This window comes from Halobacillus seohaensis, assembly GCF_042663045.1.
GTDB classification, from domain to species: domain Bacteria; phylum Bacillota; class Bacilli; order Bacillales; family Halobacillaceae; genus Halobacillus_A; species Halobacillus_A seohaensis.
In genome coordinates this window covers 72869-88670 of record NZ_JBHSZV010000034.1, presented here as the reverse complement: position 1 = coordinate 88670, position 15802 = coordinate 72869, and the positions used below count along the sequence as shown (strand labels likewise).

Sequence of the window (15802 nt, the reverse complement as noted above, 5' to 3'; positions counted from 1 at the left end):
GATGCGAAACTTTACATTTGCATATATAAGCATATACTTATATTATAATAAGTGAGGTGAGGATATGGAGAAAACAATCATCGATTTAGAAAAAGCTGCACAAACACTTAAACTATTAGGCGACAAAACACGTTTAAAGATTATTGGCTTAGTTAGTGAAGGGGAGTGTTGTGTCTGTGAAATTGTTGAAGTCCTGCAGATGAGTCAACCTTCCATTAGTCAGCATTTACGTAAACTTCGTGATGCAGGGTTAGTGAAGGAGAAGCGTAAAGGTCAGTGGATTTTTTACTCTTTAGATCAAGACCACGCAACCTATCCCATCGTTCAGCAGATTTTAGAACAAATTCCAGATCAGAGAGAAAAATTACGTGCATTGGAGCAAGCTGGATTGCGTATTCAATGCGATTAGTAGGGGGATTCTTTTGAGTTTAGCAATTTTAGCCACCATTATATTTTTACTTACATTGGTATTAGTGATTTGGCAGCCAAAGAACCTAGGGATTGGCTGGTCAGCCTGTGGGGGAGCAATTTTAGCCCTCATTGTAGGTGTAGTTGATTTTCAGGATGTGCTTGTCGTAACCGATATTGTATGGAATGCTACGCTTGCTTTTATCGCTATTATTATTATTTCACTTATTCTTGATGAAATTGGCTTCTTTGAATGGGCAGCCCTTCACATGGCAAGAATTGCGAAGGGTAATGGTAAGAAAATGTTTGTTTACGTCACCCTGCTTGGTGCGGTTGTTGCAGCATTGTTCGCCAACGATGGAGCTGCGTTAATATTAACGCCCATTGTGCTAGCTATGGTTAGGAATTTAAATTTCAAAGAGACGATGATTCTGCCTTTTATTATGGCAAGTGGATTTATTGCTGATACGACGTCTTTACCATTAGTCGTAAGCAACCTGGTGAACATCGTATCGGCCGACTTCTTTGACATCGGTTTTGCTGAGTATGCTTCACGAATGATTATTCCGAACTTCTTTTCATTAGCGGCCAGTATTCTTGTTCTTTATATCTTTTTCCGCAAGAGTATACCGGACAATTATAATTTAAATGATTTAAAAGTGCCGAAAGCGGCTTTACAGGATCATAAAATGTTCCGCTTGTCCTGGGGAGTCTTAGCTGTCTTACTTGTCGGATATTTCGCAAGTGAACCGTTAGGCATACCAGTTTCCATTATTGCAGGAATTGTAGCGATCTTTTTCTTAGTGATGGCGCGGAGAAGTCCGGCTGTTGAGACGGCAACTGTTATAAAAGGAGCTCCTTGGGCTATCGTCTTTTTCTCAGTTGGAATGTATGTTGTCGTTTATGGTTTAAGGAATGTTGGATTTACCGATGTTCTCGCCGATGTTATACAATATACAGCTGATCAAGGTATGTTCGTTGCCACGATTTCTATGGGCTTCATCGCAGCGATTTTATCATCGATAATGAATAACATGCCTACTGTTATGATTGATGCGTTAGCTATAGCTGAAACAAACACATCTGGTTCTATGAGAGAAGCTCTTATTTATGCCAACGTAATTGGTTCGGATTTAGGACCGAAAATTACGCCAATTGGCTCTTTAGCCACTTTATTATGGCTCCATGTTCTTTCGACAAAAGGGTTCAAAATTTCTTGGGGATACTATTTTAAGGTTGGCATCATCCTTACCGTTCCCACATTGTTCATTACATTAGTCGGTCTTTACTTGTGGCTGCTAATTATATAAAAATTTTCTTAACAAAAGGAGAAAAACAATATGTCTAAACCAGTAATTTACTTTCTTTGCACAGGGAATTCATGCCGTAGTCAAATAGCCGAAGGGTTTGGAAAAAAATATCTTGGAGATGAGTATGATGTTCGTTCAGCTGGAATTGAAGCTCACGGATTAAATCCTAATGCTGTTAAAGCAATGAATGAAGTAGAAATTGATATTAAGGACCAAACTTCTGATATCATCGATTCAGATATATTAAATAATGCAGACTTTGCAATTACGCTTTGTGGAGATGCGAATGATAAGTGTCCTATGACTCCACCTCATGTAACTCGTTTCCACTGGGGATTCGATGACCCTGCTAAAGCAGAAGGTACAGAAGAGGAAAAATGGGCAGTATTCCAAAGAGTACGTGATCAAATTGGAGCACGCATTCAACAGTTTTCTCAGGATAAAAAATAAAATTAAAAAGGCCGAGATATTTTCTCGGCTTTTCTTATAAGGAGAGGTTTTATAATGAAGAAAATTGAAATATTTGACCCAGCAATGTGCTGTTCGACAGGTGTTTGTGGACCAAGTGTGGATCCAGAACTAACGAAAATAGCCAATAACCTTAGTATTTTAGAAAAAAATAACATAGAGGTTGAACGTTTTAACTTATCGAATGAACCTCAAAAATTTGTGGAAAATACAGCAGTGCGTGAGCAACTTGATAAACATGGGGAAGAAGCTCTTCCTTTGATATTGGTAGATGGAGAGGCAGTAAAACTAGGGGATTACCCTTCAGATGAAGAATTATCAGGATGGTCAGGTGTTGAAAGAACGGCTTTTTCACCTGAACCTAAATCACATTTTACGATTCTGGACTAAGGAGCTTTCCCATGTATGAAAAGTATGATCCAACGCGACTTCCCGATACTCCATTTCTCTTTTTCACAGGAAAGGGTGGCGTAGGCAAAACATCAACAGCTTGTGCGACGGCCGTTTCTCTAGCTGATCAAGGCAAAACGGTTTTACTTGTGAGTACAGATCCTGCTTCAAACCTGCAGGATGTGTTTGAGGAAGAATTGACAAACGAGTGGAAGTTTCTAAAAGCTTTACCACGTCTAGCTGTCGCCAATCTGGATCCTGAAGAAGCAGCTAAGGAACACCGTGAAAATACAATTGGACCTTATCGCGGACAACTGCCTGATTCACTGATTGCCTCTATGGAGGAGCAAATGTCGGGAGCGTGTACAACAGAAATCGCAGCTTTTGATTCATTTACCACTTTTCTAAGTGATGAGCAACTACTTAAACAATTTGATCATATACTATTTGATACAGCTCCAACTGGACACACCCTTCGTTTGCTACAACTCCCGCAAGCCTGGTCTGGTTTTATGGAGGAGAATCCTAATGGAGCTTCTTGTTTAGGTCCGATGTCCTCTTTAGCTGGTAAAAAGCATGCATATGAACAAGCGATGGATAGTCTTAATGATGGAAGGAAAAGCATTCTTTTCCTTGTGAGTCGTCCGGAGGAATCCGCATTGTATGAAGCAGACCGTTCTTCAAAGGAGCTAGTTGAACTAGGTATAAAAAATCAACGATTAATTATCAATGGGTTGATTTCACAGTCTGTACTTGATGGTGACGAAATTTCCATTGCTTTTAGAAAAAATCAACAAATGGCTTTGCAGCAGTTATCTTCACACTTAGAAGAACTGGAGACTTACAAGCTTCCTTTTGCTCCACTGTCTCTAACAGGTATAGAGTCTTTAAGACAATGGTTATCAAGTGACTTTTATGAAGGAAATGTAGAAGAGAACATAGATGTTCCGGATGTATCGAATGTAGAGCAGGTAGTAGACGATTTTGCTCAGAAAGGAAAAGGCCTTATTTTTACTATGGGCAAGGGTGGCGTTGGAAAGACCACTGTAGCGTCTTCAATTGCCCTGGGCCTTGTGAAAAAAGGTTATCGGGTGCGTTTAACGACTACTGATCCTGCTGATCATTTGAGTCGAATTTTTTCAGAAACGAAAAACGAACGTCTTCATGTAAGTCATATTGATCCGAAGATAGAAACTGAACGATATAAGGATCAAGTATTTGCTGAATCGGGTAAGACACTAAATGAAGAGGAAATGACTTATTTAAAAGAGGATCTAGATTCTCCATGTACCGAAGAGATTGCCGTATTTCGAGCGTTTGCCGATGTAGTTGAACATTCTGAAGAAGACTATATTGTGATTGATACGGCTCCAACTGGGCATACTTTATTATTACTAGATGCTGTACAGTCATATCATAAAGAAATCAAACGATCTTCAGGAGAAGTTCCTGATTCCGTGAAAAAATTATTACCAACTCTTCAAGATGAGAATTATACACACATGTGTATCGTGACTTTACCGGAAGCTACCCCTGTATTTGAAGCGGAGCGATTAGAAGCCGATTTAAAAAGAGCAAGCCTGCATCCTAGCTGGTGGATTATGAATCAATGTTTATCAGCTACTTATACAGAAGATCCAATGCTAAAAGCTAAAGCTTATTCAGAACATCAATGGATTGAACGAGTTAACAAAAGGACAGAGCAAGTCGCTGTTCTCCCTTGGCAAAAGAATTCATTTTCTATTCATCACTTTGATTAAAAGGAGGAGTTTTAATGACACATCAAGCGATTATATTAGGAACGGGACCTGCTGGATTAACCGCAGCTGTTTATTTGGCAAGAGCTAATATGGAACCCCTAGTGATTGAAGGACCGGAGCCTGGTGGTCAGTTAACATTGACAACTGAAGTTGAAAATTTCCCCGGATTCCCAGATGGCGTTATGGGTCCAGAACTAATGGACAATATGAAGAAACAAGCGAAACGATTTGGTGCTACCTTCGAACGGGGATGGGTCACTGATGTTAATGTAGACCAACGTCCGTTTAAACTGTCCGTAGATGGGTTAGGTGAACTAGAAGCACAATCCTTAATCATTTCAACGGGAGCTTCAGCTAAACTGCTAGGTGTTCCTGGTGAGAAGAGCAATATCGGAAAAGGCGTGAGCACATGTGCAACTTGTGATGGATTCTTTTTCCGTGGAAAAAAAGTAGTGATTATCGGAGGCGGTGATTCGGCAATGGAAGAAGCGAATTTCCTAACGAAGTTTGCAGATGAAGTCCAAGTCATCCACCGCCGAAATGAGTTGCGTGCATCTAAAATTATGCAGGATCGGGCTAGAGCTAATGAAAAAATCACGTGGGCTTTAAATAAGACTCCTGTTGAAATGGTATCAGATGGTATGAAAATTTCTGGAGTGAAAGTAAAAGATTCAGATACTGAAGAAGAAGAGCTTCTCGAGACAGATGGAATTTTCGTTGCGATTGGCCACAATCCAAATACAGAATTCTTGAAAAATAAGCTTGATATGGATGAAAAGGGCTACTTACTTGTGGAGCCTGGAACGACAAATACGAATATCCCTGGTGTGTTTGCATGTGGAGATGTCCAGGATCAGAAGTATCGTCAAGCAGTTACTGCTGCAGGTACTGGGTGTATGGCAGCGATGGATGCCGAGCGTTTCATAGAAGGGGAAGCAACCATCGATTGGAGTCAGAGTTTGTCTTAGTTGAGAAACTTATTAAACATGAGCCCCGTCAAGTGATGGGGCTCATGTTTTTTGTCTTGTTTCGACTACTGTACTCTTTGAATTAGAAAAACTAACTCACTTCTTGTAAAATGAGAGCTAGACTAAAATCTAGGAAAGAAAAGGTGTTATTCCATTGAATTCATATATCGTAATTGGAGCAGGTGTGCTTGGCGTATCAACGGCCTATCACTTAGCTAAAGCAGGAGCGGAAGTTACCGTAGTGGATCGTAAGGATATTGGCCAAGCAACAGATGCGGCAGCGGGAATTATATGTCCTTGGTTATCCCAACGAAAAAATAAAGCTTGGTATGAGCTAGCTAAAGGCGGGGCCCGATACTATCCGACTTTAATCAAGGAGCTAGAAGAAGACGGAGAGACACATACAGGCTATAAACGAGTAGGAGCCTTGCGTCTTCATACAGACGAAGAAAAGTTAGAGGAAATGAAGGAGCGTGCGCTTGAGCGTCGTGAAGCTGCGCCAGAAATGGGCGAAATTAAGCGATTATCACCAAAAGAAACACAAGATTTGTTTCCTCCACTAGATGAGTCCTATGGTTCCATTTTTATTAGTGGAGCGGCGAGAGTCGATGGTCGTGCTTTTCGTGATGCACTCATTAGGGCTTCTAAACGCAAAGGTGTTAAATTTGTCCAAGCCGATGCTGAACTAAATGTCGAGAGAACGAAAATAACAGGTGTCAAAACGGACAAGGGACCGTTACATGCAGATCAAGTAATTGTAACAGCTGGTGCCTGGGCGAAAGAACTTGTTCTGCCTTTAGGAGAAGAGTTTCTCGTTCATCCGCAAAAGGCACAAATTGTTCATTTAGAACTTCCTGAAGCGGATACGGGCGAATGGCCGGTCGTAATGCCTCCAACAAACAAGTATCTTCTATCGTTTAATGGTGGACGTATAGTGGTTGGTGCGACGCATGAAACGAAGGAGAAATTTGATTCGCGCGTGACGGCAGGTGGACTACACGAAATTTTTCAGAAGGTACTGGGGGTTGCGCCAGGTCTTGCTAATAGCACCATGGTGGAAACAAGAGTTGGATTTCGTCCGTTCACTCCAAATTCTTTACCGGTATTTGGCCCTTTAAGAAACTATGAAGGTCTGTTCTTAGCAAATGGATTAGGTGCTTCAGGATTAACATCAGGTCCGTATATTGGTGCTGAACTGGCACGATTGGTTTTGGGAGAAAATACCGAACTGGACCCCGATAATTATCGAATAGACCTTGCTTTAGCCAAAAAATAAAAATTATAGTTATGAAAAAAGACCAATGTGGAAAAAGCTAAGGAGTTCAGTTTTGGAGTACAAAAACGTAAATTTGTACTCCTGACTGAACTCCTTTTTTAAAAGAATGAATTTGCATCTGAAAATGGTACCGTTCATTGCAATAAATTCGATTAGGAAATTCTTGATTTCTATGGAGTTTGGCATTTATATCTATATGGTAAATAAAACAAAAGAGGTTATTCAACAAACAGGCTGGATTGTTTATAATCAATTCCGAGATGATTGTGTGGAGAAGGGGGCGGTGGGGAAGGAGTCGCTTTCCGTGGGCGTGCGCTGAGCCTCCTCAGGCTGGCGCCTTCCGGGGTCTCATCTAACCCGCGTATCCCACTGGAGTCTCCCCCTTCCCCACCGCCCTTGCCGTATGTTTCTATCGGAATAGTGCCGTACGACCTTCCTTGTTAAAGAATGAGATATCTGATATAAAGCCAATTGAAGCCTTATACAGACTAGGGAATTTGGCCATCACACAGATCTATTGAGCCATGAAATAATTTGTTGAAAACCGGGTGTGATAGCCTGTTTATATGAAGTATAGAGGCTACCTGGTGTGTATGCCTAACATCACCGCCTCTCCTTGTGAAGACATTTAGGATGTTTATTGGTTCGATAATTCTGTTGCTATTTTTCCCTCTACATATGTTTTTGTACTCCAAAACCGAACTATTTACCCAAAATCACATTGTTTTTTCCTGTCAAAGTGGAGGATTAAGTCCAATCCTCAGTAATGGGTTCTTCAAATTGTAGGCTATTCGAACCTCTCTATATCAAGGATTTTAATAGGACCGCCCGCTATCAAGATTTGCATGCAAACTTAGGAATGGCTGCCTTTTCTTGAAGTGGTATCGAGACACTTATATGGTAAAGGGGCGGAGGGAAACGGCGAGACTCCTATGGGATGTGCGGGACAGCTTAGACCCCACAGGACGAAGTCCGAGGAGGCTCAGCGCCCGCCCCATGGAAAGCGAGCCGTTTCCCGCAGCCCCAAAATTCACACAAACATATCGAATTCAAGTCTTCAACAATACGGTTTCGTTAATTGTTTAACAAGGGATAATAAGAGACCAAATCATATGCAATTTGGTCTCTTCATTCGTATGTTATTTCATGTTTTGTACTCGAAAACTGAACCCGTTAGATTTTGGGATCGTGTTTTTCAAAAGTTCATTATTAATAGAAAAGGACTTTTTCAGTGGCCTCGCTTAAGCTCGAGGAGGCTTGCCGTCTTCCCCGCGGAAAGCGAGTGGTTTCCCATCCCCCATACTCCGATAAAAAGCAACGGAACCGCCATTCTTTTATTAAGCAATCGGGGGATATAGTTGAAGAACGGGCATTTTCCAATAAGGAATTTGCTCTTTTTTTGTAGACAGATTTACTCTAACATATCAACAAAAAAGAGCATTAAATTGCTATGCAATTTGATGCTCAATTAATCTTGCATTTTTAAAGCTTGTACCTCAAAACTGAACTACTTAGGAAAAAGTGGATTGGCCTTCTTTATTTAGCTTAATTTCTTAATGAACTCTTTAGACACCGCTAAGGTAGATTGTGGATTTTGACCTGTAATTAAGTTCCCATCAACTTCCACATGCTCTGACCAATTAGGAGCAGAGTGGAATGTTGCTCCTAATTCACGCAATCTACTTTCAAGTAGGAAAGGCATGAATTGATCCAACGTCGTATCTGTTTCTTCAGAATCCGTAAAGGCATTAAGACGCTTCCCTTTAACGAGTGGTTCTCCATTGGAAAGAGTAGCTCCTACTAAGCCGGATGGCCCGTGACATACAGCGGCGATGATTTTATCAGATTCATAAAAATCGCGTAATAATTCTTGAAGCTTCTGATTTTCCGGAAAATCATACATCGTGCCGTGTCCACCCGGGAGGAAGATGGCGTCAAAAGACTCCTCAGATACCGAATCAATCGGAACCGTATTTTCCAAATGAGGTTTTGTTGCTAATATGTCGGCTGGTTCATCTTCACTCACGCTATTCGGGTCTATAGGGGACTGACCGCCTTTAGGACTAGCTACGGTGATTTCGTAACCATGTTGTTTGAATTCATTATAAGCTTCTCCGAATTCAGATAACCAAATGCCGGTTGGCGTTTCTTTATTTATTTTTTCATGATTGGTAACTACCATTAACACTTTCTTAGGCATAGAAAATACCTCCTAATATATGTTTAGTTTCACTGAAATGTGATTCCCTTTGTTTCAAAAGAATAAACATATCGAAGGTTAATTCTTTTCAAGTTTCTTTTTTTGTAAAAATTGAACGACTTCCTTATCGGAATGAACAGGGTGGCTATAGGTTTGTTGATATTCTTGGTGTCCTTTTCCTGTTATGACAACCCAATCTCCTTCTTGACTTAATGATATTGCATGTTCGATCGCTAAAGTGCGATCATGAATAATTTCACCTTTCTTATTTCCATAATCTTTTTGCAATTCTTGAAGAGATTGCACCATTTCCTCCTGGGGGACGTTATTTAGATTATCTAAAGTTAGGATGTAATGGTCACTAATCTCCGCACTAATCTTCACCATCTCATTCCGTTTTTCAATATCTTTATTGCCTTTAAAACCGAATACATGAAGCAGTTGATTCTTATTAAAATCTTTGACTGTCTGTAAGCAATTAATAATAGCGTCTGCTGTGTGGGCATGATCAATAACGACCTTTGCACCATTGGAAAGATTATAAATATTGAAGCGGCCTTCTACCCCAGAAAAGCTTTGGATGGAATGAATAATGTCATCACGAGCACCGTCAAAAATTCTTGCAGCCGCATAAGCAATGGCTGTGTTATATAAATTGTGATAGCCAGGAATGGGTGAAGGAACTGAAAACGTTTGTTGGTTTTCTTTTAAATTCACGGTGTGTGGGTAAGTAAGGTTCAGTTCATGCAATTGAAGATCAGCATTTTTGGATTCCCCAAATGTATATATGTTTGCACCTGTATGATGTAATTCTTCTGCGAGTTTTTCTCCATAATAATCATCGACATTAATAATCGCCGTACCATTATGTTTTAATTTATAAAACAATTCCTTTTTTGCTTCAAAATAATTTTCAATGGTCCCATGGTAATTTAAATGTTCATGGGAAAGATTAGTAAACAAACATAAGTCAAATTCAATTCCTTCTAAACGGTATTCGGCTAATCCTTGCGAGGATGCTTCCATAATAATGATTTCGTCATTACTTTGAGAAAGTAGTTGATTTAACTGTAAAGAGTTAGGAGTTGTATTATTGGTGTTTAGTTTTTCATTATTAATAATATTTTGAATGGTTCCGATAAGCGAACAAGAATAGCCAATATCCTCGAGGATATGCTTAAGCAAGTAGCTGGTGGTTGTCTTACCATTTGTTCCTGTAATCCCAATCACTTTTTTATGGTGGGAAGGGTTTTGATAATAGGTAGCAGAGACAATTCCAAGCGTTTTTTTACTATTGGATACTTTGATATAAGGAACTGGACATTGAGGAAAACTCTTCTCCCCGATAATGGCGGAAGCCCCTTTGTTAATTGCATCATCAATATAGTCATGTCCATCGAAGTTATACCCTTCTATAGCAATAAACACATAGCCTGATTTTACCGTGGAGGAGGAATCAGCCAACCCTGTAACATCTGTTTCCATAGTATTGATTACATATTGACTTTCAAAAGGTACGTTTTCTAATAGTTGTTTTAATTCCATGTGTATAAGTTCACGCCTTTTTTGGTAAGGTTAGTTAGTTTCAAAAATAATATTATCAAAATTCATCGTTCACACGCTAATTTTAAGAGAAAATGATTCAATTGATTCATTGTTCAAAAAGGAAAAAAGTGGCTTTTGTAAAACATGAATGATTGCCAATAATAAAAGAACAAGCAAATGAGACGACCATTTGAACATAAAAACGAGGCTGGGGCTCGCAAAATCAGAACACAAGTGGGGAAGTCAAATGACGAAGATTCAATTTAATCAAGTATACCATATAGGGTTAATAAGGAGGTTTGGACCAGATGCGCAAGATGTTTCAAACCTGATGTTTCATTCTAAACATGTCAAACCAGCATCGATCTTTTTTAGTATTAAAGGAGAAAACGAGGATGGACATCGTTTTATAGAAGAAGCAATTGAAAATGGGGCAGTTGTTATCGTAGCAGATGATGAAAGTCAATTGGAAAAACTCAGACATCATTATCCATTGTGTTCATTGCTTTTAGTAGAAGATGTTCGAAAGGCGATGGCTTATTTCTCCAAGCATTTCTTTAATAACGCAGATGAAAAATTGAGTACGATTGGAGTCACGGGTACAAACGGTAAGACTACGGTATCTTTTTATGTACGTTCTTTATTAAATTTACTTGGGACTCCTACAGGTTTAATTGGTACCACTGGGGTTTGGACATCAAAAGGTAAAATGAACTATAAGAAAAGTACACCGACTACGCCCGAGGCGGTGGATCTTCATCGTATATTTACTGAGTTAGATAAGCACAAAGACTTGGCTGTTTCTATGGAAGTTTCTTCAATTGCACTAGATCAAAAGCGTGTGGAGGGAATTACATTCGACGTAACCATTCATACTAATTTTTCGGAAGAACATTTGGAGTACCATCACACCATGGAACATTATAAAAAATGTAAACTTAAGCTCTTTGAACAAGCTAAATGTGCGGTCATCAACGTGGACGATGAAGGAATGGGGCAAGATATCTTAGATTCATTTAATGGACCTACAATTAGATATAGTTTATTAGGAAACAGTGCAGCAGATATTATAGGTACTCAGTTAGAAGTGAGAAAGGGCGGCACAAAATTTAACCTGGTGTATTTAGGAGAGGTTTACCAAGCATTTGCTCCAGTACATGGTGCTTATAATATATCGAACGTACTTGCAGCAATAGGAGCCAACCTTCTTCTTGGTTATAGCATAAGTGAAATATTGGCCGTTCTACCAGAATTGCAAAGTCCTGAGGGAAGATTCCAAGTAATTCACTTCCCTAATCACTCAAGAGTGATCTTAGATTATGCCCATACTCCAGTGGCTCTGAGTCGGCTCGTGGAAGAAGTGAAGAAGTTAACATACCATCGATTGATCGTTATGATTGCGGGAGTCGGAATACGTGATTTCAACAAGATTCGTAAAATGGCGGCAATAATTGAAGGGGAGGCAGATGAAATTGTTGTCACTGTCGACCACCCTGGATACCATGCCCCGCAAACCATCATTGATGAGATGCTAGCAGGTTTTGGTAATCCTTATGCTGAAAACATTCACACTGCACCAAATAGAAAGGAAGGGGTTCAGAAGTCACTAGTGTTAGGTCGGTCTAATGACATTGTTCTTTTAACAGGGGGATGCATAAATAATGCTCAAATTATTCAAGGGAAAGAGATCCCTCATTCTGATACAGACATTATTCAAGAACACTACTTGCAATCGCTGTAAAAGGCAGAAGTATATCGTTTCCGCCTTTGCTAAGCAAAAAACCGCTGAACAGCATCAGAGTATGTTTTAAAAAATGCAGGGGTTTGCGTAGAAGGGATCCCCTTCCGCATCATATTTTCTACAGATTGATAATACCATTTCTGTTGTTCATACCCGGCGTTAAATTGAGACCAAATGGTTTCCCCGATTTTTTGATATTGATCTTCAATCGATAATAAGTTATCTAATTTATCGGCAATTATAAGTGACTTGATATCTTTACAACCACCTTTGACTGTCTCAATCGTATGAGATTTACGAGCTTGCCATGACTGAGTTTTATCTTCTGTATGGGAATCAACTAGATAACGGACCCTTTCCCCGAATTCCTTTTTAATATCTTCAAGGTCATAAGGTGTATCTTCCACAACATCATGCAGGAAGCCAGCACAAATGAGCTCAGTAGAGCCACCTGCTAGTTGCAAAGTCTTAGCCACACGAATAGGGTGAACAATATAATCTTCATCAGAACACTTTCTTTTCTGACCTTGGTGAGCTTGAAATGCAAATTCTTCAGCTTTTTTAATCATGAAGAAACTCCTTTTGTCATGCAGATTAGTTGAGCCGTGACTAACTAGGTTATATGATGGAGACTAGTAGGATAGAACGGAGAAGGGGAGTATAGGGATATGGAAACGATCGAAGTGACCGCTTTACCACCAGCCAGTACAAAGCCCACAACTTTATTAATTGGAAAATTTGACGGCCTTCACTTAGGTCATCAGCAGCTCTTAAATGAAGCTAATACCTTGCGTGAAAGTGGAGAAGAAATTGCTGTCTTCGGGTTTTCAGATCATCCTCTATGGGTATTAAAGGAAGACTCCAAATACGAAAAATCTCTCTCTTCTTATCAAGATAAACTTCACTTGCTTGAACATGCTAGTGTGGATCGATACTATCATATTTATTTTACTAAAGAATATGCCCAAATCACACCGGAACAGTTTGTGAGGGAGCAGTTAGGTCAACTCAATCTTACTCGAGTTATTGTCGGGGAAGGGTTTCAGTTTGGTAAAGGTCGAAACGCTGATGTTCGAGGGTTAGCAAATCTTTGTAAAGAACAGGGTATCTCTGTAATTACTTTACCTCACGTGACTTTTGATAATGAAAAGATAAGTAGTACAGAAATTAGAAACAACGTAGCTAAAGGACGTATGGAATCTGTACAAGCTTTGCTTGGACGTCCCTTCGAAACAACTGGAGTGGTTGTGAAAGGGGAGGCACTGGGTAGACAACTAGGTTTTCCAACATTGAACTTAGCTGAAATTGAGGAGTACGTGGAGCCTAACCCAGGTGTGTATCTAGGAGTTGTAGAAGTTCACTATGAGAAGTCCTCTGCTCATTATTTCTCTTTGATAAGTGCTGGTTACCGGCCAACAGTAAATGGAGAAACATATAAAGTTGAAGCCTATTTGCTCGATTTTTCTGGCGATTTGTACGGGAGAAATATCACAGTAAAATATTTGCGCTTTATGCGTGGTGAAGAAAACTTTAATGGGCTAGATGAGCTCGTGGAAAATATGAAAGAAGACGAGCGAAATGCACGTCAGATTTTAGGATTAGATATCAACGAAGAATAAAGGAGAATGACGGAATGGGGTAGTCGTAGTAGAAATATGTGACGGAAACTTAATCAATGAATTGGATGTAGAATTCATCCTTGAGTCTGAGTATCCTGATGTCGCCGTACTCATGAACGAATGCCTGTCTTTCTGTGGACTTTGCGCGCTCAAACCTTATGCTATGGTAAATGGAACGCGTGTTTTTGCGAATACTTCTGAGGAAGCTTTGGATAAAATTCGTGCGAAAGTTGAAGAGGAATTAGCTTTTTATGCAGGATAGATTTCCTTCACTGAACAAAGTCAATATTAGAAGAAAATTAAGCGAATCAGCCATTATTGCTGATTCGCTTTTTTAAGAACTTAATTTTTCTTTTTTGTCGTTCTGATTGGATAGACGTAATGGAATTTCTTTTAAAAAGAAAATTAAAATCCATGCGCCGATTAATATAAAGGTTCCGAAAAGAAAAGATCCATTTAGAGCCGTACTTAAGACTTCTCGCATTGACTCAATCATTTGATCAAATTGTAAAGAGGATAGTTGAGATGTATCTGACTTTAGATCACTGATTTGATTTGGATCCATTAACAATTGAGGATCTTGTAATTCGTTGGGACTTTCTGTATTAGCGGGGGGATTAATTTTACCAATCTCCCGACCTATCGTCATATTCATAATGGACCCCATAATAGAAACGCCCATTGTACCTCCTGCCTGTCTGAAGAACTGGGAAGCCGATGTAGCTACTCCGAGATATTTGTGGTCTACAGCGTTTTGCACGGTTAATGTTAAGACAGGAAATGTTAATCCTAGACCAAGACCGACGAGAATCAAGTTGCGTACTACTCCGGTAACCGTTGTATCTATGGACATGAGAGACATTGAGAACATTCCACCAGCCATTGTCATAAGACCTACTATAGCAAAAATTTTGTAGCGTCCTGTTCTTGTAATTAGATGGCCGCCAATGGTACTTGTTAATACCATACTGAGCATCATTGACATCATGATGAAACCTGTTTGGGTCGCGGAGATACTGAGAACGCCTTGAATAAAGAATGGCATATACATTATTGCCCCAAACATGCCCATTCCCATTAAAAAACCGCCTAAATTAGAAACCGAGAATATACTATTTTTAAATAAATGAAGAGGGATTACTGGATTTTGAACGCGTTGTTCTATAAGTGTAAATGCAAAGAGTCCGAATAGTGACCAAGTGAACAGACCAATAATTGTGGCTGAATTCCAAGCGAAATTTTGACCAGCCCATGAGAAAGCTAATAATAAAGGTACAATCGTTATCACAAGGACACTAGCTCCGAGAAAATCAACAGACCTTTTTCCACTCGTTTCAGTTTTCGGGAACAATCTCCAAATCATAATGTAGGCAACAATTCCGAAGGGGAGGAAAACCCAGAACACCCAATTCCATTGCCAAGTATCTACGATGTACCCACCAACAGTCGGACCAAATACACTAGCTAAACCAAAAACCGATCCCATCATTCCTTGCCAACGTCCACGCTCTCGTGGTGGAAAAAGGTCCCCAATCGCTGTAAAAGAGGTAGATATGATCATTCCTCCTCCTAGTCCTTGGACAGCACGGAAGATGATGAGCTGATAGATGTTTCCGGATAACCCACAGAGCAGGGAAGCCACAATGAAAATTCCAATTCCTGTTAGGATAAAAGGTTTACGTCCATATGTATCGGATAATTTTCCCACAAGAATAGCCGTAATGCTGGAGGCGAGCATATAAATTGTAAAAACCCAATTGAAGTAGTTCATCCCGCCAATGTCAGCAACGATGATGGGGAGAGCTGTACCGATGATTGTTTGATTGAGTGCAGCAAAAAGCATTGCAGCCATAATGGCGATCATGATCGTCACTTTTTGTTTGTGTTCTAGATGTTCCATATTATTCGTCCTTTTTCATTAGATTATAGCTTGTGTGAAATACGAATGATTGTTCAATATCCTCGATTGATAGCTTTTCAAATCTAGCTTGCAAATATTGTAATCCTTTTTACAAAGTTCTTGAAAAGTTTCCTTTCGAAGCATCATTAAGTTAATGTTAAACTTAGTTAAATAATTGAGCAATGCCTATCGCTGGTAGAAAATGAGAATACCGTCG

Annotated in this window: 14 protein-coding genes; 10 read left to right on the top strand and 4 right to left on the bottom strand. The window is 39.7% G+C overall.

Annotated features, from left to right (window positions below):
- The first annotated feature begins 64 nt into the window (after positions 1 to 64).
- From ACFQIC_RS13885 to ACFQIC_RS13855, 7 genes are all read left to right on the top strand, one after another.
- The gene (locus ACFQIC_RS13885) at positions 65 to 409 is read left to right on the top strand and encodes an ArsR/SmtB family transcription factor (RefSeq protein ID WP_204709164.1); all 345 of its coding nucleotides are present in this window, start codon (positions 65 to 67) and stop codon (positions 407 to 409) included.
- Between the two features lie 13 nt (positions 410 to 422).
- Positions 423 to 1718, top strand: coding sequence for an arsenic transporter (locus tag ACFQIC_RS13880; RefSeq protein ID WP_204709166.1), 1296 nt, complete (start codon positions 423 to 425; stop codon positions 1716 to 1718).
- A gap of 30 nt (positions 1719 to 1748) precedes the next feature.
- Positions 1749 to 2168 (top strand): arsenate reductase (thioredoxin), encoded by a 420-nt coding sequence (gene arsC / locus ACFQIC_RS13875; RefSeq protein WP_204709168.1) that lies wholly within the window; start codon positions 1749 to 1751, stop codon positions 2166 to 2168.
- A 54-nt stretch (positions 2169 to 2222) separates the two neighbouring features.
- The gene (gene arsD / locus ACFQIC_RS13870; RefSeq protein ID WP_204709177.1) at positions 2223 to 2576 is read left to right on the top strand and encodes an arsenite efflux transporter metallochaperone ArsD; all 354 of its coding nucleotides are present in this window, start codon (positions 2223 to 2225) and stop codon (positions 2574 to 2576) included.
- A gap of 11 nt (positions 2577 to 2587) precedes the next feature.
- Complete coding sequence (gene arsA / locus ACFQIC_RS13865) at positions 2588 to 4336, top strand: arsenical pump-driving ATPase (RefSeq protein ID WP_204709179.1); 1749 nt, start codon at positions 2588 to 2590, stop codon at positions 4334 to 4336.
- A 14-nt stretch (positions 4337 to 4350) separates the two neighbouring features.
- A complete protein-coding gene (gene trxB, locus ACFQIC_RS13860; RefSeq protein WP_204709187.1) occupies positions 4351 to 5304 on the top strand; it encodes a thioredoxin-disulfide reductase in 954 nt (317 codons plus the stop codon).
- 154 nt (positions 5305 to 5458) lie between these two features.
- Entirely contained in the window at positions 5459 to 6580 is a 1122-nt protein-coding gene (locus ACFQIC_RS13855; RefSeq protein ID WP_204709189.1) for an NAD(P)/FAD-dependent oxidoreductase, read from the top strand.
- Positions 6581 to 8120: 1540 nt separating this feature from the next.
- On the opposite strand, the gene ACFQIC_RS13850 is transcribed toward ACFQIC_RS13855, so the two are convergent.
- The gene (locus tag ACFQIC_RS13850; protein WP_204709191.1) at positions 8121 to 8780 is read right to left on the bottom strand and encodes a type 1 glutamine amidotransferase domain-containing protein; all 660 of its coding nucleotides are present in this window, start codon (positions 8778 to 8780) and stop codon (positions 8121 to 8123) included.
- 78 nt (positions 8781 to 8858) lie between these two features.
- Complete coding sequence (locus ACFQIC_RS13845) at positions 8859 to 10325, bottom strand: UDP-N-acetylmuramoyl-L-alanyl-D-glutamate--2,6-diaminopimelate ligase (protein WP_204709193.1); 1467 nt, start codon at positions 10323 to 10325, stop codon at positions 8859 to 8861.
- A 247-nt stretch (positions 10326 to 10572) separates the two neighbouring features.
- Here ACFQIC_RS13845 and ACFQIC_RS13840 point away from each other — a divergent pair, with 247 nt between their 5' ends.
- A complete protein-coding gene (locus ACFQIC_RS13840; protein WP_204709195.1) occupies positions 10573 to 12066 on the top strand; it encodes a UDP-N-acetylmuramoyl-L-alanyl-D-glutamate--2,6-diaminopimelate ligase in 1494 nt (497 codons plus the stop codon).
- Between the two features lie 29 nt (positions 12067 to 12095).
- Here ACFQIC_RS13840 and ACFQIC_RS13835 read toward each other — a convergent pair whose 3' ends face one another.
- Positions 12096 to 12635: an HD domain-containing protein gene (locus tag ACFQIC_RS13835; protein ID WP_204709197.1), complete on the bottom strand. Its 540-nt coding sequence runs from the start codon at positions 12633 to 12635 to the stop codon at positions 12096 to 12098.
- A 99-nt stretch (positions 12636 to 12734) separates the two neighbouring features.
- Between ACFQIC_RS13835 and ACFQIC_RS13830 the strand changes: the two genes are divergently transcribed.
- Positions 12735 to 13685 (top strand): bifunctional riboflavin kinase/FAD synthetase, encoded by a 951-nt coding sequence (locus ACFQIC_RS13830; RefSeq protein WP_204709198.1) that lies wholly within the window; start codon positions 12735 to 12737, stop codon positions 13683 to 13685.
- A 34-nt stretch (positions 13686 to 13719) separates the two neighbouring features.
- A complete protein-coding gene (locus ACFQIC_RS13825; RefSeq protein WP_204709293.1) occupies positions 13720 to 13947 on the top strand; it encodes a YuzB family protein in 228 nt (75 codons plus the stop codon).
- Positions 13948 to 14019: 72 nt separating this feature from the next.
- Here the strand turns inward: ACFQIC_RS13825 and ACFQIC_RS13820 are convergent, their stop codons facing one another.
- Positions 14020 to 15585, bottom strand: coding sequence for an MDR family MFS transporter (locus tag ACFQIC_RS13820; protein WP_204709200.1), 1566 nt, complete (start codon positions 15583 to 15585; stop codon positions 14020 to 14022).
- Between the last annotated feature and the right edge of the window lie 217 nt (positions 15586 to 15802).